Origin of the sequence: Streptomyces sp. NPDC085946 (assembly GCF_044540485.1) — a bacterium.
Taxonomy (GTDB): Bacteria; Actinomycetota; Actinomycetes; order Streptomycetales; family Streptomycetaceae; genus Streptomyces.
Genome location: NZ_JBITSF010000045.1, coordinates 1 through 21,961 on the forward strand (window position 1 = coordinate 1; position 21,961 = coordinate 21,961).

Annotated in this window: 20 protein-coding genes; 13 read left to right on the plus strand and 7 right to left on the minus strand. The window is 70.2% G+C overall.

What is annotated here, in order from left to right; translation table 11 throughout:
- Nucleotides 1-101 precede the first annotated feature (101 nt).
- The 4 genes from ACIF8T_RS38935 to ACIF8T_RS38950 all read left to right on the plus strand — a co-directional run bounded on the left by ACIF8T_RS38935 (nt 102) and on the right by ACIF8T_RS38950 (nt 3,172).
- A complete protein-coding gene (locus ACIF8T_RS38935) occupies nt 102-956 on the plus strand; it encodes an SDR family oxidoreductase (RefSeq protein WP_400042037.1) in 855 nt (284 codons plus the stop codon).
- A 162-nt stretch (nt 957-1,118) separates the two neighbouring features.
- Nucleotides 1,119-1,586 (plus strand): DUF6069 family protein, encoded by a 468-nt coding sequence (locus ACIF8T_RS38940; protein WP_400042039.1) that lies wholly within the window; start codon nt 1,119-1,121, stop codon nt 1,584-1,586.
- A gap of 124 nt (nt 1,587-1,710) precedes the next feature.
- Nucleotides 1,711-2,202, plus strand: coding sequence for a MarR family winged helix-turn-helix transcriptional regulator (locus tag ACIF8T_RS38945; protein WP_400042041.1), 492 nt, complete (start codon nt 1,711-1,713; stop codon nt 2,200-2,202).
- Nucleotides 2,203-2,290: 88 nt separating this feature from the next.
- The gene (locus tag ACIF8T_RS38950) at nt 2,291-3,172 is read left to right on the plus strand and encodes a dioxygenase (RefSeq protein ID WP_400042043.1); all 882 of its coding nucleotides are present in this window, start codon (nt 2,291-2,293) and stop codon (nt 3,170-3,172) included.
- Between the two features lie 85 nt (nt 3,173-3,257).
- On the opposite strand, the gene ACIF8T_RS38955 is transcribed toward ACIF8T_RS38950, so the two are convergent.
- From ACIF8T_RS38955 to ACIF8T_RS38965, 3 genes are read right to left on the minus strand one after another with little or no spacing between them, the layout of a single operon-like run.
- Entirely contained in the window at nt 3,258-4,787 is a 1,530-nt protein-coding gene (locus ACIF8T_RS38955; protein WP_400042045.1) for a class I adenylate-forming enzyme family protein, read from the minus strand.
- A gap of 9 nt (nt 4,788-4,796) precedes the next feature.
- Nucleotides 4,797-5,636, minus strand: coding sequence for a VOC family protein (locus ACIF8T_RS38960; protein ID WP_400042046.1), 840 nt, complete (start codon nt 5,634-5,636; stop codon nt 4,797-4,799).
- A gap of 10 nt (nt 5,637-5,646) precedes the next feature.
- Nucleotides 5,647-6,909 carry a cytochrome P450 gene (locus ACIF8T_RS38965; protein ID WP_400042047.1) on the minus strand — a complete coding sequence of 421 codons (1,263 nt, stop codon included), beginning with the start codon at nt 6,907-6,909 and terminating at the stop codon, nt 5,647-5,649.
- 100 nt (nt 6,910-7,009) lie between these two features.
- On the opposite strand from ACIF8T_RS38965, the gene ACIF8T_RS38970 reads away from it, so the two are divergent.
- Nucleotides 7,010-7,747 carry an alpha/beta fold hydrolase gene (locus ACIF8T_RS38970; RefSeq protein WP_400042049.1) on the plus strand — a complete coding sequence of 246 codons (738 nt, stop codon included), beginning with the start codon at nt 7,010-7,012 and terminating at the stop codon, nt 7,745-7,747.
- Between the two features lie 215 nt (nt 7,748-7,962).
- The gene (locus tag ACIF8T_RS38975) at nt 7,963-8,637 is read left to right on the plus strand and encodes a Crp/Fnr family transcriptional regulator (RefSeq protein ID WP_365739956.1); all 675 of its coding nucleotides are present in this window, start codon (nt 7,963-7,965) and stop codon (nt 8,635-8,637) included.
- Between the two features lie 32 nt (nt 8,638-8,669).
- On the opposite strand, the gene ACIF8T_RS38980 is transcribed toward ACIF8T_RS38975, so the two are convergent.
- Both ACIF8T_RS38980 and ACIF8T_RS38985 read right to left on the minus strand, forming a co-directional pair.
- On the minus strand, nt 8,670-11,687 hold the full coding sequence (locus ACIF8T_RS38980) for an AAA family ATPase (protein WP_400042051.1): 3,018 nt from the start codon (nt 11,685-11,687) through the stop codon (nt 8,670-8,672).
- 88 nt (nt 11,688-11,775) lie between these two features.
- On the minus strand, nt 11,776-13,017 hold the full coding sequence (locus ACIF8T_RS38985) for a cytochrome P450 (RefSeq protein ID WP_400042052.1): 1,242 nt from the start codon (nt 13,015-13,017) through the stop codon (nt 11,776-11,778).
- A gap of 106 nt (nt 13,018-13,123) precedes the next feature.
- Here ACIF8T_RS38985 and ACIF8T_RS38990 point away from each other — a divergent pair, with 106 nt between their 5' ends.
- From ACIF8T_RS38990 to ACIF8T_RS39005, 4 genes are all read left to right on the plus strand, one after another.
- The gene (locus ACIF8T_RS38990; protein WP_355569110.1) at nt 13,124-13,387 is read left to right on the plus strand and encodes a ferredoxin family protein; all 264 of its coding nucleotides are present in this window, start codon (nt 13,124-13,126) and stop codon (nt 13,385-13,387) included.
- Nucleotides 13,388-13,486: 99 nt separating this feature from the next.
- Nucleotides 13,487-13,891, plus strand: coding sequence for an ester cyclase (locus ACIF8T_RS38995; RefSeq protein WP_355569107.1), 405 nt, complete (start codon nt 13,487-13,489; stop codon nt 13,889-13,891).
- 165 nt (nt 13,892-14,056) lie between these two features.
- Nucleotides 14,057-15,337, plus strand: a complete 1,281-nt coding sequence (locus ACIF8T_RS39000) for an acyl-CoA dehydrogenase family protein (RefSeq protein WP_400042054.1) — start codon at nt 14,057-14,059, stop codon at nt 15,335-15,337.
- Nucleotides 15,338-15,506: 169 nt separating this feature from the next.
- A complete protein-coding gene (locus tag ACIF8T_RS39005; RefSeq protein WP_400042056.1) occupies nt 15,507-16,733 on the plus strand; it encodes a cytochrome P450 in 1,227 nt (408 codons plus the stop codon).
- Nucleotides 16,734-16,814: 81 nt separating this feature from the next.
- Here ACIF8T_RS39005 and ACIF8T_RS39010 read toward each other — a convergent pair whose 3' ends face one another.
- Together ACIF8T_RS39010 and ACIF8T_RS39015 are read right to left on the minus strand one after the other, a co-directional pair.
- Nucleotides 16,815-17,861: a hypothetical protein gene (locus tag ACIF8T_RS39010; protein WP_400042058.1), complete on the minus strand. Its 1,047-nt coding sequence runs from the start codon at nt 17,859-17,861 to the stop codon at nt 16,815-16,817.
- 90 nt (nt 17,862-17,951) lie between these two features.
- Nucleotides 17,952-19,331: an FAD-dependent oxidoreductase gene (locus tag ACIF8T_RS39015; RefSeq protein ID WP_400042059.1), complete on the minus strand. Its 1,380-nt coding sequence runs from the start codon at nt 19,329-19,331 to the stop codon at nt 17,952-17,954.
- Nucleotides 19,332-19,527: 196 nt separating this feature from the next.
- Between ACIF8T_RS39015 and ACIF8T_RS39020 the strand changes: the two genes are divergently transcribed.
- From ACIF8T_RS39020 to ACIF8T_RS39030, 3 genes are all read left to right on the plus strand, one after another.
- Nucleotides 19,528-20,223: a protocatechuate 3,4-dioxygenase subunit beta gene (locus tag ACIF8T_RS39020; RefSeq protein ID WP_400042061.1), complete on the plus strand. Its 696-nt coding sequence runs from the start codon at nt 19,528-19,530 to the stop codon at nt 20,221-20,223.
- A 5-nt stretch (nt 20,224-20,228) separates the two neighbouring features.
- Nucleotides 20,229-20,738: a protocatechuate 3,4-dioxygenase subunit alpha gene (locus tag ACIF8T_RS39025; protein WP_400042062.1), complete on the plus strand. Its 510-nt coding sequence runs from the start codon at nt 20,229-20,231 to the stop codon at nt 20,736-20,738.
- A 175-nt stretch (nt 20,739-20,913) separates the two neighbouring features.
- The gene (locus ACIF8T_RS39030) at nt 20,914-21,699 is read left to right on the plus strand and encodes an SDR family NAD(P)-dependent oxidoreductase (RefSeq protein ID WP_365739946.1); all 786 of its coding nucleotides are present in this window, start codon (nt 20,914-20,916) and stop codon (nt 21,697-21,699) included.
- Nucleotides 21,700-21,961: the final 262 nt, after the last annotated feature.

Genomic DNA, 21,961 nt, shown 5'->3' on the forward strand with positions numbered 1-21,961 from the left:
CCCGGAGGACCGGGCGGCCATTCCTTCCGAGCCACAAACGGCAGACCACCATCAGCCACACCCGGTCCTCCCGGACCGCCTCACATTCTTAGGGAACCGCCATGATCGTCATCACCGGCGCCACCGGCCAGCTCGGCCGCCTCGTCGTGGAAGAACTGCTCACCCGAGTCCCCGCCGAACAGATCGTCGCAGCCGTCCGTTCCCCCGAGAAGGCGGCCGACCTCGCCGAGCGCGGCGTACAGGTCCGCGAGGCCGACTACGACCGCCCGGAAACCCTTGAGCCCGCTTTCCAGGGGGCCGACAAGATCCTGCTGATCTCGGGCAGCGAGGTCGGCCGCCGGATCCCGCAGCACCAGGCCGTCATCGACGCCGCCAAGAACGCCGGCGTCTCCCTCCTGGCCTATACCAGCGTCCTGCAGGCCGACACCTCCGCCCTGCCCGTCGCCCCCGAGCACCGGGCGACCGAGGAAGCGATCAAGGCCAGCGGCCTCACCTACAGCCTGCTGCGCAACGGCTGGTACAACGAGAACTACGTCCCCACCGCCCAGCAGGGCGTGGCCAACGGCGTCATCATCGGCAGCGCCCGTGACGGCCGTGTCGCCGCCGCCTCGCGCGCCGACTACGCCGCCGCGGCGGCCGTGGTCCTCACCAGCGACGGCCACGCCGACACCGTCTACGAACTCTCCGGCGACACCGCCTTCACCATGGACGACCTCGCCGCCGACGTCACAGCTGTCACCGGCACCCCGGTCGCCTACCAGGACCTGCCCGCAGACGCTCACACCAAGGCCCTCACCGACGCCGGCCTGCCCGAGCCCGTCGTGGAGATGCTCGTATCGATCGACGCGGGCACCGCCGACGGCCAGCTGGCCGACACCTCCGGCGATCTCTCGCGGCTCACCGGCCGGCCCACCACCCCGCTGCGCGAGACCCTTGCGGCCGCGCTCGGCAACTGAGGCCGACCCGACCGTCGTTCCACTCGTCCTGGAGACCGCCCGGCTCCAGGACGGGCCGCTCCCGGCGCCGGGCCGACACCCTTCGGGAGCACTCTCACCTACTGGCCGACCACGGGGCGCGAAGGCAGTCACCAGCCCGCCCCCTCATCCAAGGAGATTCCCGTGTCCACCTCTTCCTCCTCCCACACCCCTGCCTCGACGCTTCCCGTCAGAACCGGTCCGGGACGGGCAGCCGTCGCCGGGTGGCTGATCGCGGGCATCGTGGCGGGAAGCGTCCTCAACGAGATCATCGCGCTCCTCGCACGTGCCGCCGGGGCGTCGGAGGACTTCCAGCCTCTCCAGCCCGGGGCGTTCATCTCGTTCACCGTCATAGGCGTTCTCGTGGGCGCGGTGGGCTGGGCGGTGATCCGCCGGCGTTCGGCCGATCCGCGCGCCCTGCTGTCGTGGCTGGTCCCCACCGTGGTGGTCGTGTCCCTCGTTCCCGACCTGATGATGTTCTTCAGCGACTTCCAGGCGCACGCCGACGCCGCCGGGATCATCGCACTGATGGTCATGCACGTCGCGGTCGCCGCTGCGGCGGTCTTCGCCTACCAGCGCGCCCTGCCGCTGAACGACGCGCCTCGGAGCTGATCCGCGCCGCTTCCGGCGTCATCCGCCGAGGTGTCCCTTGGAACCGTCCAGCCGTGGTCGGGAGGTCACCATGCACGACGAAACAGCCGCCCTCGGGCTTGAAGGGTCAAGTTACCGTAGGGGGATGAACCCTGATGAGCCCCGCTGGCTGGACGACGAGGAACAACAGACCTGGCTCGCCATGGTCAGCATGCTGGTCAGCCTCCCGGCGGCCCTGGACGCCCAGCTGCAGCGAGACGCAGGCATCTCCCACTTCGAGTACCAGGTCCTCGCCGGACTCTCCATGTCCCCGGAGCGCACCCTGCGGATGAGCGACCTGGCCGACTTCGCGGAAGCCTCCCTCTCCCGGCTCTCCCACACCGCCAAGCGCCTGGAGCGCAAAGGCTGGCTCACCCGCAGCCCCGATCCGGCGGACGGCCGGTTCACCCTGGCCACCCTGACCGACGCGGGCTGGGACAAGGTCACCGCCACCGCACCGGGGCACGTCGCGGAAGTACGCCGCCTCGTCATCGACCCCTTGACCAAGGTGCAGGCCAAGCAGGTGCGGGAGATCAGCCGCCGCGTCAGCGAAGCCATCGGCTCCCAGCGCGCCTGCCCTTCCGTACGCACGACCTGACCCGCGGCAGTCCTGTCCACCGGCGGGCCCGGCCGTACAACCGCCATCCGAACGTGCTCGATCGCCCGTAGCGGCCCTGGAGGCCACCGTGTCCGATCTGTTCCGCCCCGAGATACCCGCCGGTGCCTACGACGCCTTCCTTCCCGACGCTCTCGACCGGGCCGTCACCCAGCGGCCCTGGTCCCCCGCCGACGGGCCCCTGCCCGCCCTCTATCTCAGCCACGGCGCCCCGCCCCTCTTCGACGACGGCGAGTGGCTGCGCCGGCTGTTCGACTGGACCCAGTCGCTGCCCAAGCCCAGGGCCATCGTGATCGTCTCCGCGCACTGGGAGGACGCCCCGCTCATGCTGTCCGCCCCCGCGGCCAAGACCCCCTTGGTCTACGACTTCGGAGGTTTCCACCCCCGCTATTACCAGATGCGGTACGAAACCCCCGACGCCGGCGCTCTCGCCGCCCGCATCGCCGCGATGATGCCCGACAGCGAACCCCTGTACCAGCACCCCTCCCGCGGCCTGGACCACGGCGCCTGGGTCCCGCTGATGGCCATGTACCCGCTGGCTGACATCCCGGTCCTGCAGATGTCCATGCCCACCCACGACCCGCAGCGCCTCCTGACGCTCGGCCGCCGGCTGGCCCCTCTGCGCGAGGAAGGGGCCCTCGTCATAGGCTCCGGCTTCATGGTCCACGGCCTGCCGCACATCACACGCGACATGATGCTCCACGGCACCGTGCCCGGCTGGTCCTCCGACTTCGACAGGTGGGCCACCGACGCCCTCGCCCGCGGTGACGTCGATGAACTCGCCTCCTACGCCGACCGCGCACCCGGGATGCCCTACGCCCATCCCACCCCGGACCACTTCCTCCCCATCTTCATCACCCTCGGCGCCGCGGAAAACCCCGAGCAGCCCGCGAGGACCGTCATCGACGGCTACATGGCCGGCCTCGCCAGGCGCTCCTTCCAGTTGAGCTGACCCGCCCCCCGGTTCGACGAACACCGGTCATCCGAACCGACGCAACGGGTTCGCGCCGGGACCGACCTTCCCGCCCCGGCGACGGTCAACCACGTGTGTGACGGACGGCGTCGGCCACCAGCCGGTCCCGTACCTCGCGGCGCAGCACCTTGCCGTACGCGTTCTTCGGCAACTCGTCCACGAACACGACCCGTTTCGGCTTCTTGAAGCCGGCGATCCGCGTCCGGCACCACTCGATCAGCTCGTCGGCGGACACGTCGGCGGCCGATTCGCGCACGACCGCGGCCGTCACGCTCTCCCCCCACACCTTGTCGGGCTCGCCGAAGACCACGACCTGCCGAACCCCCGGGTGCAGCAGCAGGGCGTCCTCGACCTCGCGGGGGTAGATGTTCGTCCCGCCGGAGATGATGACGTCCTTGCTGCGGTCCAGGAGGGTGAGCCGCCCGTGCTCGTCGAAGCGGCCCACGTCGCCGGTGTGGAGCCAGCCGTTGCGGAGCGTGGCCGCGGTCGCCTCGGGATTGCCGAGGTATCCGCGCATGACGGTGTCCCCGCGCACGCAGATCTCTCCAGTACCGCCGACGGCCACGGGCCGGTCGTCGGCATCGAGGACCGCGACCTCCACGCCCGGGTGAGGGACGCCGGCCGAGACGAGGCGGTCGTCGTCGACCGGGCCCTCGGCCAGATCGAGGTAGGTGATCGTCATGGGCGACTCGCCCTGGCCGTAGATCTGTACGAACACGGCCCCGAAGCGGTCGACCATGCGGCGGGCGTGGTCGAGGTGCATGGGGGCGCCGCCGTAGACGGCCCGTCGGAGGGACGAGGTGTCCGCGGCCGACTCGGCGTCCGCGTCGAGGAGCATGACGATCATCGTGGGGGCGAGGAAGGCGATGACCGTGACGCCCTCCCGCTCGATCAGCCGAAGCACCTCTGCGGGGGCGAAGGACGACCCGCTGTAGATCAGGTTCGTCGCGCCCCGAGCGACGGCTCCGAGGAGATAGAGGCCACCGCCGTGGGAGAGGGGTGTGACGTGCAGAGCCACGTCCTCGGCCCGGTAGTCACAGACATCGGCCAGCTCCAGCCACATCATGGCCGTCAGATTGCGATGGGTGAGCATCGCGCCCTTGGGGCGGCCCGTGGTACCGGATGTGTAGAAGAGCCAGGCGACCGTGTCCTCGTCGAGGTCGGCCACCTGCTGGTCCGGGCTACCGACGGCGAGGAACCGGTCGAACGCGGGGCCGATCTGGAGCGTGGCCAGGTCGGGCCCCGCGGAGGCGTCCACCAGAGCCGCACTCGCCGCGTCGTGGACCAGCAGCCGCGTCTCGCTGTCCTCCAGGATCACGGCGAGTTCGGGTCCGGCCAGCTTGGCGTTGACGGGCACGATCACCATGCCGGCCGCGAAGGCGCCGTACATGGTGATCACGTACTCGGGACAGTTCTTGGCGAAGACGGCCACACGGTCCCCGGGGCGCAGGCCGCTCGACAGGAGGGCTGACGCGAACCGGCGGACGGCGTCGTCCAGTTCCCCGTACGTCAGGTGACGGTCGGCATACCGCAGGGCGGTGCGCTCGGCGTGGAGCCGGCGGGCCCCGGTGAGAGTCGTGGCGATGTTGGGCATCGGCGGATCTCAGCGCTCGGAGCCGGTGGGGCAGACCAGTGCGACGAGCGCGCCGCCGGGCGCGCGGACCCAGACCGTACTGGAGTCCGTGTCCTCGACGACCGGGGAGACGTCGTGGTAACCGGCGTCGCGCAGTCGCTCGCAGAGCTGTTCCCGGGACGCGGTATCGTCGACCGCCAGGCCGATGTGGTGAGGCGTTCCCACGGCGTACGTCCACGTGCCCGGGGCGCGGTAGGGCTGGTGCAGAAGCTCGATACCGGCTGCGCCGGCGCCCGCCGCGAACCGATAGTACCCGGAGGCGAGGTCCTGCACGGTGTGCTCGCCGCCGAAGAGGTCCAGCAGGAACGAGTGCGTCTCGCGGACGTCCATCAGCGAGACGGTGACGCTGTGCAGACCCCGCACGGCCAGGGCCGGGGCGACGGAGCCGCTGACCGGAACGGAGTCCGGCTCACCGGTCTCGACGAGGGCGTACGGGATGCCGGACGGCGCCGTGAACACGAGTCGCTTCGTACCGAACACCTCCTCGATCCGGCCCTCGACGTGCGCGTCGTGCAGGCGCGTCTGCCAGTAGCCGAGCGACCCTGCGGGAACCGAGAGGTTCGGGGCGTCCGGTCCGTTGCTTCCCCGCCGGCCGGTCGGCCCGTCCGCGCCGAGGCAGTAGGCGACCAGGAAGCCCTCGGCGGGGTCCTCCGTGGCACCGAAGACGAGCTGTTCACCGGAGAGTCCGCGCAGGGTCCGCGGCTCGCGGCGCACGCAGCGCAGACCCAGCACGCCCTCGTGGAAACGGATCTCCCGCTCGGCCTCGGAGGCGGAGTACGCGAAATGGTGGACGTCACGCACGCTGGTCACTGTCGGCCTCCTACCACGTCACGGTCTGGTTGAGCATCGCCCGTACGGTGAGGGCGGGGAGGTACTCCTGCTTCTCCTCCAGGTCGGCCTTCAGGCCGGGCAGACGCCGGTACAGCGTCTGGAGCGCGAGGCGCGCCTCCGGGCGGGCCAGAGGAGAGCCGATGCAGAAGTGCCGGCCACTGCCGAAAGCGAGGTGCTCGCTGAGGTTGGGCCGGTGGATGTCGTAGGCCAGCGGGTCCGGGAAGACCAAGGGGTCGGAGTTGGCGGCGGCGATGTTCAGGAGCACCATCGAGCGGGCCGGGATCGGGACGCCCCGGATCTCGGTGTCGCGGGTGGTGTAGCGGAACAGATGCAGCCCGATGCCGGCCCGGCGCAGGGACTCCTCGACGACCTTCTCCCAGAGGGTCTCGTCGGCCTTCAGCTCCTCCAGCAGGGCGGGGCGCTCGGTCAGATACCGCACGGTGTTGCCGATCAGGTTCGCCGTCGTGTCGGTTCCGGCGGCCGTGATGGACACCATGTGGGCGAGGACCGCGTCGTTGCTGAGCAGCGGCTCGCCCTGCTCGTCGGTGAGCTTGAGCATCGCCGAGGTGAGGTCGTCCCCAGGGTTCTCGCGCCGGTCCGCCACGAACTCGGAGAAGAACTCGTAGGCGCTGTACATCCGCGTGTAGGCGTCGACGATGTCGGCGTCGGACCGCGCCGACGTGCCGGGCTTCGCGTCGATCGGTGACATCAGGCCGAACACCTCGCCGATCCAGGCGTGGAAGCGCGGCAGGTGCTCGGACGGAAGGCCGAGCATGTCGCCGACGACGGCGAGCGTCAGCTGGTAGGCGAAGTCCTGCATCAGGTCGACCGAGCCGCGGTCGGCGAAGCCGTCGATGAGCGCGTCGGCCTTGGCCGCGATGTTGTCGGAGGCCTGGTTCACCCGCGGACGGGTGAAGGCCTTCTGGGCGGCCTTGCGCTCGCGGGTGTGCACGGGCGGGTCGAGGTTGAGCAGGATGCCGCCGCCGATGACCAGCTGCGCCACCCGCTTGTGCTCGTCGGGAATGGTCGCGAGCGCCTCGACGGAGGGCTCCAGCGCCTTGTAGGCGCCGGAGGAGAACGTCTCGAAGTCGGTGAGGACGGCGCGGACGTCCTCGTGGCGCGTGACGACGAACGAGTTCAAAGCTTCGTGGAAGAAGACCGGGCTGTCGGCCAGCAACGGCTGCACCGCGGCTTGCGGGTCGTTGAGGTATGCGGCTGAGAGCGGGTCGAACGCATCGGCAAGGGTGGTCATGGCCCGGACGCTAGAGCGGGGCTTCCCGGTGGAGCGGTGACTTTGGTCCAGGGACCTGTGTCACAGGCACGGCCCCCCCGGTTCCACTAGCCTCCGGCGGGTGAGCGATCTGTCAGACAACAGCCCGAGTGTCGTTCTTCTCCCGCCCGTCGGCAACGACGCGCGGACCTGGGACTTCGTCGACCTGCCCGACGGCGCGCGGCGTCACCGGTTCCCCGGGGTCGGCCGTCCCCCGGCGGAGGCAGCGCTGACGATGGCCGGCCTGGCCGACGAGGTCGTCGCCATGTATCCGGGACGGCTCCACCTCGTCGGTGTCTCCATGGGCGGCATGGTCGCGCTGAACGCGGCACTGCGTCATCCGGACCGGGTGGCCTCGGTGCTCGTCGCCTGCACGGGCGCGTCCGCTTCTCCGGCCGTCATGGAGCAGCGGGCCGTCGCCGCGGAGACCGGCGGAATGTCGCAGGTCCTGCACGACACCCTGACCCGCTGGTTCACACCGGCGGCCCTGTCGGCCGTTCCCACGCATCCAGGGGTGGAATACGCCCGCACCCTCCTGCTGAACCTGGAACCGTCCGCGTTCGCCGCCGGGTGGCGGGCGATCGCCACCCATGACACCGCCTCCCGGCTCGGGCGGCTGAGCATGCCGGTGACGGCCGTGGCCGGCGGACAGGACCGGGCGTCCGCCCTCAGCCGCTCCGAGGAGATCGCGGAGCGCGCTCCCCGCGGGCGCCTGGTCGTTGTCGACGACGCTCCCCACATGATCCAGCTGGAGCAGCCCGCCGCCCTGGGCCGGATCATCGCCGAGCACCTGGAATGGGCGGCGGAAAGCCGCAGCTGAGAGCCGTTCCAGGCTCACGCCCACCGACATTTCGCCCTCCTTCACATCGCGTGAGGAACATCCGCCATGTCCGTCATCACAGACTGATTGGATGGCCCGCCATGGCACAGTCAACGTTGACTTCGCCCGTCCGTTCCCTGCCGGCCCCGGCCCCGCGTACGTCGGGCCCCGGGCGGCGCGCCCGGATCTCGCCCGAGGCACACGAGGCGTGGCGGATGACGTCGCTCTCGTCGCTCCCGCCGGACCTGACCCAGGCGATCCTGGGGCAGGCGGTCGAAACGCAGGTCGCGGCGGGGGACATGCTCTACCGCGGTGCCGACCACGCCGAGACCGCGGTCTTCGGTGTGGTCGTCGGGGGACTGCTCCGCTTCTACGTCCACGCACCCGACGGCCGGTCGATGACCGTCCGGTACGCGGGCCGCGGCGAGCTGGTCGGTGTGCGGGGGCTGGCATTGGAGACCAGCACCGGTCCGGCGACACAGCGCTACGGCGGGCGCGCGCTGAACGGAGAAGCCCTCCAGGACAGCAGGATGCTGCTGCTCTCCCGGACAGGCGTCACGGCGCTCGCCCGCCGGCGTGCCGAGCTGTCTTGGGCGCTGACCCGGGAGATCGCGCGGCAGGCCATGATCGATCAGGAGCTCATCGCGACCAACGTCTTCAGCCCCATCCGCGCCCGGGTGGCCCGTCATCTGCTGATGCTCGCGATGAGGGTGGGACGGGAGCTGGTCCTGCGCGTCAGTCACCAGGAGATCGCCGACGCGATCGGCTCGGTGCGTGAAGTGGTGTCCCGGGCGCTGTGCCGCTTCCAGGACGAGGGGCTCGTCGAGCGGCGCGGCCGGCTGACGGTGCTGCGCGATCCGAGGTCCCTGTACCAGGTGTCACTCGGCTGACCCCGCTCCTGCGCGGCGACACGGGCCGCTGTTCAGCGGCGCAGCTTCTCCAGAAGCTGTCGGGTGGTCACCGACGGCAGCGTGCCCAGGTCGCCCAAGGCCTCCTCGCATGCGCGGTACGCCTCGATCACGCCGTCGCGGTCGCCGAGGGCGCCCGCCACCTTCATGAGGGTCTGCCAGGCGCCTTCCCGATACGGGTCCTCACGCAGGACCCGCTGGGCATGCGCCTGCGCCTCGCGGTAGTACTCGGCGGTCAGGGAGAGCTGAGCCGCCTCGGCGTGAGCGTCGGTGATCAGTGACCGCACCCGGTCCCGGCGCTCGTCCGCCCACGCGCCTCGCACCGCGGGGAGGTACTCGCCGGCGTCGGCTGTCCGCAGCGCGGAGACGATGGCCCGCAGACGGTCCTGCCCCGGCAGGGTCCGGGCGATCCGGAGCCGGCGTTCGAGCTCGGCCGACTCGCTGGTGACCGCCAGCGCGTCGGAGAGCACCATCTCCTCGCCGTCGGTGCCGACCGCCGCCTGCTCCGGCAGCGCCCGGTTGAGCCGGCTCCGGGCCTGGCGCAGATACGCCTGGGCGGAACGGTCCGTGCTCTCGAAGAGCGCCTCCATCACCTGCCTGCGCCGCGCCCGGCCTCCCTGCGCGAGGAGATAGGCCAGCAGCTCGAGACTCTTCCGGATGCCGGTCGGCACGGGGACGCCGTCGACGAGGAGTTCGACCGAACCGAACTCGCGCAACAGCACCGAGGAGAGCGCCACCAACCGCCGGTCGGCCGTGCGATGGGCGTGCAGGGCCCGGCCGAAGTCGTGCCACTCCGAGGTCGCCGAGGTCTCCGCGTCGATGCGCCGTGACACGACGGCCGGCAGGAAGGAGAGCGCCTCCATCAGCAGGAAGGTGGAGCCCTGGGACCGCGCGGCCTCCAGCGCGATGTCGGCAGCGGCGTCGGCGGCTTCCGGATCGCCCAGCCGCCACTCGGCCTCGGCGAGGAAGACCGCCGCGGCGGGGAGTTCGAGGAGGAGATCCGCGGCCAGCATCGTCTTGACCACGGCCCGCAGACACACCGCGGCCCGCGTGTCCTCACCGGCCAGCAGCAGGGCGAGCCCACGCCAGGTATCGGCCCGCTGTTGCAGAGGACTGGCACCGGCCGACGTGTTCATCCGGTCGAACGCCTCGAGTGCCGCCAGGGCCGCGGCGTGGTCCCGGTCCAGACGCAGTGCCATTTTGGCGCGCAGGGTGAGAGCTCCCAGGCGGGCGAAGAGTGATCCCTTGCGGTGGACCTCCTGGTCGTACTCGTCCAGTGCGGCACGGGCCTCCTCCCGTCTGCCCGCGTCGAGGAGCAGGTCCGGGGCCGCTTCGCGGACGAGCAGGGACCGCGCGCCCAGACCGGCCACCCGTTCGTACATCTCCAGCGCTTGCTCGGTATGGCCCAGCGCCCGGGCGGCGAGCAGCCGCGATCCCACGGACTCCCACTCGTTCCACGCCGATCCGACGGCCAGCTCGACCTCCGCGATCCGGCCGTGGAAGTACTTGCCGATGAGCAAGGAGGGATATTCGGCGCCCAGGCTCAGCGGCGGGAGTTCGTAAGCGTTGAAGGAGTCGTAGGTGTACAGGGCGACGAAGTACTCGGCGACGCTGCGGTTCGCACCCTCGGGCGCGGCGGCCACGACCGCGCGCAGCCCCTCGGCGTCGAGGGACGCGGCATAGCACAGGATCATCAGGATGACGGCCCGGCCCGATGAGCGGGCCAGTTCGTCACGCAGGCCGCGCGCTGCCAGGTGATCGGCGTAGGCGGCTCCCCGCGCGAACTCCTCTTCGGCCACCGACAGCATCAGATGCCCCAGGCTGAGGGCGAACGGGCTGTGTTCCGCCGCGGTGGGTTCCAGGATCTCCAGCCAGCGACGCGCCTGGCGGAAGTCGTGGCGTTCGATGACGGAGGCGATCGCGCGGGAGGCCGGAGCCAGGGCCGGCTCGTACGCGCCGGCGTCGATCAGTACCTCGGTGGCGTCTTCGTCGCGGCCCTCGGAGGCCAGCAAGTGGCCGTAGCGTACGCGGCACTCCCGAACGACGTCGGCGGGCCGCCGCTCCAGCAACTCCCTGAGGTACTCACGGAACCGTGGATGACAGCGCAGGGTGTGGGCTCCCGGCCAGGTGGCCGGCAGCGCACGACTGCGCAGTGACGCCATGCGGGCGCCCGCCTCCGTGATGCCGAGCGCGATGGCCCGTCCGGGCGTCACCTCGTCGAGCAGCGCGGTGTCGATCAGGAACTCGCGGTCGCGGGGATCGAGCTGGCCGAGGATGTGTGCCGACAGATAGCCGTACAGCGGATCCGCCTCGCCGCCTATGCCCGGGAGGTGATCGGCCGAGCGCCACGCCTCGAAGAGGACACCCGTGACCCAGCCGCCGGTCTCCTCGACGGCATGACGCGGGTCGACGTCGGCGACGCCGCGCCGCGCGAGCGCTCCGGCGGCCTCCTCCGGGGTGAACGCCAGAGCCGACTCGCCGAGGAAGCCGACGTCCAGGCCGGTCGGATCGAATCGCTCCACGGGCAGGAACCGGCGGCTGAGCAGCACCATCCGCAGGCCGCTTCCCGCGTGGCGGACGAACGACTCGAGCACGGCCCACGCCTCGGAGCTGTCCCCCAGGCGCTCCAGCTGGTCCAGCACGATGACCATCGGCTGGTCGCCGACCGAGGAGGACAGCAGCCCGGCGGCTTCGGCGTGCGGCACGTTGCCGGACATCGCGTTCACCGCGGTGCCCGTGCTCTCGGGCAGCACGCGTCCGACCGCGGCGTCCAGATACGTCACGAGCCGGCCGGGCGCGATGTCGGTGTCGTCGACCGAGAGCCACGCCACCGGCTGGTGGAGTTGCCGGACCGTCGCCGCGGCGGCGGTCGTCTTGCCGGAGCCCGCTGTCCCTACCACGAGGACGAGCCGATGGCGGGCGATCAGCTCGTCCAGACGTCGCTCGACCCGCGGGCGACCGACGACCTCCGGTGGGATCTCCGGAACGACCAGCTTCGTACGAATGTATGAATGGACGGAAGGGACAGACAACGGCGGCTCTCCCTGGTGCCGAAGTGTGAGGCTGCCGGATCCTAACCGGACGGCCTCGGTGGTGAGACCGTCCGGAACGGCGCCAACCTCAGGATTGCACGGGCAGGGCAACCTGCACGTGAAGGGGGAGTGAGGTGAATCCCGAGAGAATGAGCCCCGTCGATTCCTCGGCCGCGCCGGCGAGGCGGATCTCCGTCGTGGCGGCGAGCAGCTCCTCCAGGGCGACCCGCAGTTCCAGCCGGGCCAAGGGGGCGCCCAGGCACTTGTGCATGCCGGACCCGAAGGACAGGTGCCGGTTCGGGGAGCGGTCGATGACGCAGCTGTCCGGGTGCTCGAAGACGTCGGGGTCACGGTTGGCCGCGGCGTAGTTCAGGGCGACCAGCTCGCCGGCCCGGATGGTCCGGCCGTGCAGTTCGATGTCCTCGGTGGCGCGACGGCCGAGTTCCGGCAGGGGAGTCTCCAGGCGCAGGAACTCCTCGACGGCCGTGGGGATGAGTTCGGGCTGCCGCCGCAACCGCATCTGGATGTCGGGATTGGTCGCCAGCCGGTAGACGGCGGCCCCCAGCGCGTCGGCGCTGGTCGCGTGACCCGCGGCGATGATCTGTGTGCCGATGCCGATCACGGTCTCATCGGACAGCGGTGCACCGTCGACCTCCATCGCCATCGCGCCGCTGATCAGGTCCAGATCGGGATCCAGCGGCTCCTGCCGGCGCTGAGCCACGACCTGCGCGATGTAGGAGGCGAACACCCCGAAGATGACGGGGGCCACCTTCTCCGGGTCCCACCCCATCTCCTCGAACGAGGCCATCTGGGCCATCAGGTCGCGGGACGCCGCGTCCGGCAGGTTCATCAGTGCCGCGAGCGTGCGGGCCGGCAGCACCTGGCACAGGGACGGCACCACGTCCCCGCCTCCGGCCTGGAGGATCGGGGCCAGGTGCTCGCGCGCGTAGGAGCGGATGACCGGTTCGAGACGCTCCATCCGCTCCTTGGCGAAGTAGCGGTTCAGCATGCGGCGGAAGACGGTGTGCTCGGGCGGGTTCAGCGTGATCGGAATCTGCCTGCCGCCCTCCGGGAAGGGCACGATGAAGAACTGGCCCGACTCGAAGGTCCCCGGCTGCCGCGCGGCCTCAGTCACATCGGCGAAGCGCGTCAGCGTCCAGTAGCCGGAGTGGTCGTCGGCCCAGGCGACCGGGCACTCCCGCCGCAGCCGGTCGTACTCGGCGAGCCGCTGGGGCGACCGGCTTCCGCCTCCGCGGGCGTTGCCGCCCCGGTCCTGCTCCGGCGACCAGTCGGCAGCGCGCTTCTCGTTCGGTGCGGAGTCATGTGTCATGCCCCGCACGCTGACACGGTGAATCCGGCCTCTCTGTGACTGCGGTCACGGATATTCGCGGCACCGCTCTTCAGGCTGGGCCCCTGGAAACGTGGAGAGGTACCCCATGACCTACGTGATCACCTCGGCGTGTGTCGAGACCAAGGACGGCGCCTGTGCCGCCGTCTGCCCGGTGGACTGCATCCATCCCGCGGAGGGCGAGTCCGGTTACGGCGAAGCCACCCAGCTCTACATCAACCCCGACGAGTGCATCGAGTGCGACGCGTGCGTGGGAGCCTGTCCCGTCGGGGCGCCCTACGCGGAGGAGAATCTCCCGCCCGAACTCGCGCACTTCAAGCAGATCAACGCCGACTGGTTCGCGGCGGGTTGATGATCTCCGAGGACTTTGGTCACAGCGCCACCGCCTGCCCGCCGGGCATCGTCATCACAAACATCCCCTTGCGTAGTCCAGGAAGCGAGTGCCGCCGTTATGGCTGAGAAGACCGTGCAAGAGCGCAACAAGGAAGTCGTCCGGGAGTTCGTGAACACCCTGCTGAACGACCGGAACCCGGAGAAGGCCTCCGAGCTGATGGGAAACCGTTACGTCCAGCACGTGCACGGGGTGGCCGACGGACGTGAGGCGTTCCTGAAGGACATCCACGAGAACTTCCTGGACGCCTTCCCGAACGCGCGCCTGGAGGTCAAGCGACTGATCGCCGATGACGACCTGGTGGTCTGCCAGTCGCACATCGTGCTGAACTCCGCGGACCCGAACGACCGGGGCCTCAACTCTTTCGACATGTTCCGCCTGGAGGACGGCGGCATCGTCGAGCACTGGGTCGCCGCGCAGCCGATCCCGGACACCGACCCGGTCAACTCGAACACCCCGTTCTGAGATCAGCCGGATTCACCGTCCGTCACCTGGTCCGGTGTTTCGCCGAAAGGCGAAACACCGGACCTGTTCGCTTTTCTGCAAGCCGGTCGCAAAAGGCGCAGAAGATATCGCGCGTGCGAGACTCAAGTCACTGATGGGCGTTGTTTCTTGCGGAATTCTCCTCTCATGACTTCCACTACGCAGCCGGACTCCCTCGAAACGGGTTCGGGCACCGACATCCCGACGCACGACGAGCTCATCGAGCGCGCTCGAGCCCTCCGTCCCTTCCTCATCGAGCGGCAGGAGGAGACGGAGCTGAACACCTTCCCCACCGAGGAGGTGCAGCAGGCGTTCATCGACAACGGGTTCTACAAGGTCCTCACGCCGAAGCGGTACGGCGGCTACCAGATGAACGCGTGGTCCTTCCTCCGGCTCGCGATCGAGCTGGCCCGCGCCAACCCCTCGGCCGCGTGGTGCTACACGCTCGGGCACAGCCATGTCTACTCCGCCGCGGCCTTCTTCTCGCCGGAGGCGCAGGACGAGCTGTTCAGCGCCCCGGACGGCTACTTCGTCGCGGCGTCCTTCGCCTTCCCCCGCGGTGAGGCCCGCCGGGTGGACGGCGGCTACATCATCAACGGCGTGTACCCCTACGGTTCCGGATCGCCGTACTCGAACCACTACATGGGTGTGGTGCCGGCTCCCGCCGGATCGCCGCACGGTCCCGAGGGGAGCCACCTCTCCTTCGTGGCGAAGCGCGAGGACTTCACCGTCGGCGACGACTGGGGCAACATCCTCGGCATGCGCGGCAGTGGCTCGGGCACGGTGACGATCAAGGACGCCTTCGTCCCCGACCACTGGATCCTCCCCAACAGCTACACCGCACTAGGCGCGGTGGACGGCAGCACCCCGGGGTCGCTCTACCACGGCGACTCGACCTACGCGATGCCGCAGCTGGCCTTCGCCTCCACCTACCCCCCGGCGCTCGTGATCGGCATGGGCTTCGGGGCGCTCGACGCGTACGAAGAGGTCATCAAGAAGAAGGCACCGGAGCGGATTCCCGGCATCACCGACCCGGCGATCCTCAACGCCAAGGTGAAGGCCGAAGTGGGCGAATACCAGCGTGCGTTCGGGCTCGCCTCCATGGAGATCGAGGCCGGCGAGGCGCTCATGAAGAGCGTCTGCGACGAGCTGGCGGAGATGGGCGCCGAGGGTTCGGTCGACCCGGAGCGGAACCTCAAGCTGACATGTCGGACCGGGTACTCGGGCCGCCTGGTGTGGAACGCCGTCAACGAGCACCTGTGGCGTACCGGCGGCAGCTCGCAGGCGCTCAACAGCGCCCGGATGCAGCGGTACTTCCGTGACATCGCGACCTGGTACACGGCGCCCGGCAACGGACACCGCGACAGTGTCGCCCAGATGTACGGGCAGACGCGCCTTTTCGGGCCGCCGGCCCCGCCCGAGGCGTAGGCGCCACGGGGGGGCCCGGTCGATGGACGGGGGCGGCGCCGATTCGGCGGCCGCCCCCGTCCTCGTCCACCGCGAGGTGACCGCGGGCGTCGTCCACCGAGGACAGCGGACACGCCGCTGAGTGACTCAGGTCACTGGAGGGTGTCGGATCGGTGTCTACCTTCCAGACATGACCGACTTCGACAGCCACAGCGGCAGTCCCTCCGTCTCCGACTGGTTCCCCGAAGAGGACCGGGGCGGAGGCGCACGCGGGAGCGGCAGCCGCTCCGCGCAACGTCTCGCGGAGTACCAGCGCCTGCGCGAGCGGTGCCCGGTCGCCTGGACCGAGGACAACGGCGGCTACTGGACACTGACCCGCTACGACGACGTCCGGGACGCGGCCCGCCGGCCGGCCGACTTCGCCTCCGGAGCACCGTTCATCGCGATGCCGGAGTTCGGCAGCCAGATCCCCATATCGCTCAACCCGCCCGAGCACGCCACGTACCGCCGGCTGCTGAACCGCTACTTCTCGGCACCGGCCATGGCGCGTCTGGAACCGACGATCCGGGGATTCGTCGTCGAGCACCTCGAACCCCTGCTGGAGGCGGGTGAGGGTGACGCGATCACCGCCTTCTGCCAGCCCGTTCCGGCGCGGGCCCTCTCCGCCCTGCTGAACCTGCCCGACTCCGCCTACACCGAACTGGTCAAGGAGATAGCCGACTTCGAGCGGATGGGCTGGGACCCGAACAAGGTCGGCGCCGTGATCGCCCAGGTCTTCGGCGCCCACATCGCACGCGTCGTCGCGGAGCGGCGGGCCCGGCCGCTGGACCCGGAGAGCGACTTGCTCAGCGGTGTCATGGCAGCGGAGGTCGACGGCCGGCCGCTGAGCGACGACACGGTGACCCAGATAGGCGTCCAGCTGATCGCGGCCGGACACGCCACCACCGCCGACTCCCTCGGCGCGGCGCTGTACCGGCTGGCCACCAACCCCGACATCCAGATGACCCTGCGCCGGTTCCCGGAGCGGATCCCGAGCGCCGTCGAGGAGTTCCTCCGCATCGAGACGCCACTGCCGGAACTCGCCCGGACGGCCACCGAAGACGTCGAACTGCACGGCCGCACGATCCGGGCCGGCGATCGCGTGGCGCTCAACTACGGTGCCGCCAACCGTGACCCGGAGGCGTTCGAGCATCCGAGCGCCTGCATCATCGACCGCTCGCCCAACGACCATCTGGCGTTCGGCAGCGGCGTGCACAAGTGCCTCGGAGCGCCGTTGGCCCGCCTGGAGCTGCGGGTGGCGCTGGAGGAGATCCTGGCCCGGACAGCGGAGATCGACCTCGCGGGACCGGGCACGGTGACGACCGGCATCATGCTCAGCGGTTTCACCAGCCTGCCGCTCCGGTTCAGGACGCGCTGAGCCACCGACGGGCCGCCCGGCCCCAAAGACGGCGAAGGTGTCCCGGACCTCAGGTCCGGGACACCTTCGCCGGGCGGAGACTCAGACGGAGACGGCGGAGTGCTCGTTGCTCGGGTGCACGCCGTACTGGTTCGTCTCCATGATCTGCGAGATCCCCAGACCGGCCGGCGTCGCGGTCATGTCGACGCGGGTCTCCAGCAGCCAGGCCTTGTAACCGGGCTGCACGTCCTCCTCGGGGCCCTGGTGCAGCACGCCCTTGGGGACCCAGGTGACCGTACCGGGGGTGTCGACCCCGCCCCACGGCGTCGGGCCCGCGGCGTAGCAGATGATCTCGTCGTAGTCGACGTTGTGGTGCACCGGCGGGCGGTCGCTGCGCCGGCTGTTGATGCCGAAGAGCAGGTCCCGGCCGGAGACGGAACCGAACAGCCGGGCCGGCTGGAGGCCGCCGTCGTCGACCGCGAGTCCGTGGACGTGCTCGATGTTGACGCGGACGACCGGGGGCGCCCCCTTCACGTCGAGGCAGGGCAGCGGGTCGTAGTCGAAGAAGTAGGACGTCAGCCGGTCCCCGTGCCGGAAGACCACCTCGTACTCCCCGTCGACGGGGCCTCCGGGCCGGCCGTGCGGTGTCGCCACGTCGAGATGCAGGTCCGGGTTGAAGGTGCCCGGCGCGTTCTGCGGATCGACGGTGATCTCGCTGGACGTCGTTATGATGACCTCGTTGAGCGGAGCGGTCAGTGTGTTCCAGCGGTAGGCGATGCCGCGGGGGATGCGCACGAAGTCGCCCGCCCGTACCCGGAGTACGCCGGCCATCGTGTCCAGCTCACCGCCACCGTCGACGACGTAGTGCAGCTCGTCGGCCGCGACGTTCTTGACGGCGTGCGCCGGCGGGCCGGACAGGCGGTTCACCTCGATGGCGAGCCCGTCGCCCGTGAGGATGGGGACGGGCAGCGCGTGCGCGCCCGCGAACGCCTCGTCGGCGAGCTTCCAGGTCTGGAAGCGGCGAGGCAGGTAGTCGCCCTCCGCCCGCTTGAAGTCGGGCAGATACTGGGCACGGACGATCGTGGTGAACGGTCCGCCGAATCCGCTGCGCGAATAGAGTTCGACGTTGACCTCCGGTTCCGCGGACACGGGTACACCTCCATGGTTGGCAATGCTGCTGACATGACGTTAAGAACCGGCATCCTCCGGTGCTGTGACCGAAGTCCGCGTGAGTGGGCCCTAGAGGGCGGGCTCGGTCGTGGCGGCCGCCAACAGATCCGCGCGGCGCACCAACTTCACCCGCGGACGGCCCTGCTCCTGGCCGGCCTCGGTCTCCGCGCGGTCTATCGCCTGCCAGCCCTGCCAGTCGACGACGGACCGCGCCCGGGACAGCAGCATCGCCGCGCTCGTGTCCGGCGCGTACGCGGCGTGCGGGTTCAGCCGCCTGCCGTCCCGGTCGGCGCGGATCGCGGCGGCGGTGTCCACGGCGCACTTCTTGTTGGTGCCGATGACTCCGGACGGTCCTCTCTTGATCCAGCCGACGACGTACTCACCGGGCTGGACCTCCCCGTCCTCCACGAGACGCCCGTCGACGTTGGGGATACGGCCGGTGCGGTCGTCGAAGGGCAGGCCGTTGATGGGGCGGCCGCGGTAACCGATCGCGCGGATCACCATCCCGCAGTCGATGACCTGTTCCTCACCGGTCGCCACGGCCCGCAGCGAGCCGTCCGGGTCCCGTTCGATCCTGTTGCGGCCGATCCGCAGACCGGTCACGGCCCCGTCCGGGCCGTCACCCACGATCTCCAGCGGTGACCAGAGGAACCGGAACGAGATGCGCCGACGGGACGGCCGTGCCTCCCGGACCGCGAGTTCACGCAGCAGATCCACGTTCATCCGGGTCGTCGGGTCGGCGGACGCCAGCGCGGCCGCGCTGTGCTCGTCCAGGTCGAGGTCGCGTGGATCGACGTGCGCGTCGACCTCCGTCAGCTTCGCTATCTCGCCCAGCTCCGGGCTGGTGAAGGCCGCCTGGACCGGCCCGCGGCGCCCGAGGACGACGATCTCCTCCAGCCGGGACCGGTCGAGCGCGGCGATGGCGTGATCGGCCATGTCGGTGCGACGCAGCGCGTCGACATCGAGCGCGAGGATGCGGGCGACGTCCATGGCGACGTTGCCGTTGCCGATGACGACGGCGCGCCGGGCCGAGAGGTCGTACGCGGCCTCGGCGGCGTCCGGGTGGCCGTTGTACCACGCGACGAGACGCGTCGCGCTCACCGATCCGGGCCGGTCCTCACCGGGGACGGCCAGCCGGCTCGACTCCGGCATGCCGGTGGCGTAGACCGTCGCGTCGTAGTGCTCGACGAGGTCCTTGCGGGAGAGGTTCTCGCCGAGGGTGAGCCCGCCGAAGAAGCGGAAGCCGTCGCGCGCCGCCACCTTGTCGAAGACCCGCGTTACGACCTTGATGTTCGGATGGTCGGGCGCCACTCCGGCGCGCACGAGACCGAACGGGGTGGGAAGCGTGTCCACCATGTCCACGGTGAAGCCCGCGTCGAGGAGCTGGGCCGCCGTGTAGAAGCCTGACGGTCCCGCGCCGACCACGACCGCGGCCGGCTGCCTCACCATGCGATGTCCGATGACCTGAGCATGCGGGGGACTGTAGGTGAAGCCCGGGCGGCCTCGACGTGACTTGGGTCCGCGAGCGGCGCGGGCGCGGTGCGCACGGCGCGGATGACGCCGTCGACGGGCCGGGTCCGCGGCCGTCCGTGGACAGGACGTAGGTCACAGACCGGACGCCCGCGTGTGCCTAGCGTCCGAAGCCATGAGTGAGCCCGATGCCAACCCGCCCTACTTCCACCCCGCCTACCTCATCACCAAGAAGCGGAGCCCACGTGAACCACTCGTGCAGCTGCCCCGTGGATGGTTCCACGACCTCACCGGACCGACGTTCGGACACATCGCCGTCAAGCCGACGGACAACGATCTGACCATCCAGCACGACGGCCCGCCCCAGGGGCAGCGGATCGTGCTGAGCGGCCGGGTGCTCGACAGCGACGGACGCGGTGTTCCGAACACCCTCGTGGAGATCTGGCAGGCCAACTCGGCGGGGCGGTACGTCGACAAGGCGGACCCCGGGTTCATGCCGCTCGACCCCAACTTCACCGGTGCGGGACGGTGCATGACCGACGGTCAGGGCAACTACCGGTTCACCACGATCCGGCCGGCGGCCTACGCCGGACCCAAGGGAACCATGTTCCGCCCGGCGCACATCCACTTCTCGCTCTTCGGGCGAACCCTCAGTGAGCGTCTCATCACCCAGTGCTACTTCGACGGAGACCCGCTGATCGAGCACGACCCGATCATCGAGGCGATTCCGGACCTCAAGGGACGGCGCCGCCTGGTCGCGCAGTTCGACAGCGAGTCCACTCCGCTGACCTCCGGCGGGGACACCTCCGCCCTTTCCTACAACTGGGACATCGTGCTGCGCGGCAGCGGCGCGACGCCGACGTTCAGGTGATGCGCATGTCAGCCACGCAGTCTCCCTCGCAGACCATCGGCCCCATGTACGGCTACGCGCTGTACGCGAAGGGCATGAACCGGTCGACCGACCCGGACGAGCCGGGTGCCGTACTCATCCGCGGCGCCGTCCTGGACGGGGAAGGAGAACCCGTCGCCCACCCCGACGCGCTGGTCGAGGTGTGGCTCGGCGACCAGTTCACCAGGGCCCGGACCGACGCCTTCGGCGTCTGGCACGTCTGGGTGCGCAAACCCGAGGGCGGTCTCGAACTGCCCGACGGCACCACCCTGGCCCCCTACCTCCATGCGACGGTATGGGCCCGCGGCCTCATGAAGCAGGCGGAGACCCGGATCTACTTCCCGGACGAAGCCGCGGCGAACGCCGCCGACCCGGTGCTCGCGCGAGTCCCCGAGAACCGTCGTCACACGCTCGTCGCGGTACCCGAGGACGACGGCTCCCTCCGGTTCGACATCCGCCTCCAGGGCGAGAACGAAACCGTGTTCTTCGACTTCTGAGCCCGACCGCGACCATGTTCCGCCGACGGCCGCGTCGGACCGAGGTCACTGCATCACCGCGACCGCCCCGGAAGGCTCGCACGCAGTTCCTCACATCTCCCCCTTTTTTTGCCAGGAGGCACCATGTCCGTGATCGTCCCCCTCTGCGCAGACACCGAAGGCGAGGCTGTCTGACATGGCCGGCACCACGAGCTATCCCATCGCCGCCGGGCGTTATCAGGGCCGAAGCGTCATGGTGACCGGGGGCGCGAACGGACTGGGCTACGCGGCCGCGGCCCGCACGGCCGCCGAAGGCGCGACGGTGGGCATCATCGACCTGAAGCAGGACGCCGTCGACGACGCCGTCCGGCGACTGCGCGACCAGGGCCACAACGCCTTCGGTTACGTCGCCGACGTCACCGACGAAGAGGCCGTCAAAGCCTCCCTCGCCGACTTCCACGCCAAGGCCGGTTCACTCGACGTCCTGGTCACCATGGCCGGGATCTTCCCGTGGGTCGAGTTCTCGGAGATGACCCAGGAACTGTGGCGCCAGGTCGTCGACGTCAATCTCGGCGGCACCTTCGTGTGCAGCCACGCGGCGATGCCGTACATGAAGAGCCAGGAGTACGGCCGGATCATCACCGTGTCGTCGGGCACGACCATGATCGGCACACCGGGCCAGGCCGCGTACATCGCCAGCAAGAGCGGCATCATCGGTCTCACCCGCGCCCTCGCCCGCGAAGGCGGAGCGCACGGTGTCACGGCGAACTGCGTCCTGCCCGGCCTGATGGCGACCGATCACGTCCTCTCCATGCGGGACGACGTCGACGACTTCTTCGCGGCGGTCACCTCCGGCCAGTGCGTTCCGCGCCGGGGCGAGCCGGAGGACATCGCGGACGCGGTCGCCTACCTCGGCAGTGAGGGCTCCTCGTTCGTCACCGGCCAGCAGCTGTACGTCGGCGGCGGCGACCGGTTCGTGTAACCCGCCCATCGGGCACGGGATTTGGGGAAGGGCCGGACGTCGTGTCCGGTCCTTCCGCCTTTCCGCGGCGCAGACGCGGTGCGCCCGGGAGGAGCGACGGGATGTGCCGCGTTCCACAACTCCCTTTCCGCGCCTGCTCGGAGGGGGTGCCCGCACCGTCAGGACGCCCGAGCCCGGTTCCGCTTCAGGTACCGCTCAGGTGCGCCCGGCACAGTGAGCGCGCACGGCCGGTCGTCGCGGACCGGCCCAAGCGGAGGGAGCC

Bases quoted from the DNA above. Each gene is read 5' to 3' on its own strand.
- ACIF8T_RS38935 (WP_400042037.1), top strand. From the start codon at position 102: ATGATCGTCATCACCGGCGCCACCGGCCAGCTCGGCCGCCTCGTCGTG.
- ACIF8T_RS38945 (WP_400042041.1), top strand. From the start codon at position 1,711: ATGAACCCTGATGAGCCCCGCTGGCTGGACGACGAGGAACAACAGACC.
- ACIF8T_RS38955 (WP_400042045.1), bottom strand. From the start codon at position 4,787: ATGCCCAACATCGCCACGACTCTCACCGGGGCCCGCCGGCTCCACGCC.
- ACIF8T_RS38965 (WP_400042047.1), bottom strand. From the start codon at position 6,909: ATGACCACCCTTGCCGATGCGTTCGACCCGCTCTCAGCCGCATACCTC.
- ACIF8T_RS38975 (WP_365739956.1), top strand. From the start codon at position 7,963: ATGACGTCGCTCTCGTCGCTCCCGCCGGACCTGACCCAGGCGATCCTG.
- ACIF8T_RS38985 (WP_400042052.1), bottom strand. From the start codon at position 13,017: ATGACACATGACTCCGCACCGAACGAGAAGCGCGCTGCCGACTGGTCG.
- ACIF8T_RS38990 (WP_355569110.1), top strand. From the start codon at position 13,124: ATGACCTACGTGATCACCTCGGCGTGTGTCGAGACCAAGGACGGCGCC.
- ACIF8T_RS38995 (WP_355569107.1), top strand. From the start codon at position 13,487: ATGGCTGAGAAGACCGTGCAAGAGCGCAACAAGGAAGTCGTCCGGGAG.
- ACIF8T_RS39000 (WP_400042054.1), top strand. From the start codon at position 14,057: ATGACTTCCACTACGCAGCCGGACTCCCTCGAAACGGGTTCGGGCACC.
- ACIF8T_RS39005 (WP_400042056.1), top strand. From the start codon at position 15,507: ATGACCGACTTCGACAGCCACAGCGGCAGTCCCTCCGTCTCCGACTGG.
- ACIF8T_RS39015 (WP_400042059.1), bottom strand. From the start codon at position 19,331: ATGGTGAGGCAGCCGGCCGCGGTCGTGGTCGGCGCGGGACCGTCAGGC.
- ACIF8T_RS39020 (WP_400042061.1), top strand. From the start codon at position 19,528: ATGAGTGAGCCCGATGCCAACCCGCCCTACTTCCACCCCGCCTACCTC.
- ACIF8T_RS39025 (WP_400042062.1), top strand. From the start codon at position 20,229: ATGTCAGCCACGCAGTCTCCCTCGCAGACCATCGGCCCCATGTACGGC.
- ACIF8T_RS39030 (WP_365739946.1), top strand. From the start codon at position 20,914: ATGGCCGGCACCACGAGCTATCCCATCGCCGCCGGGCGTTATCAGGGC.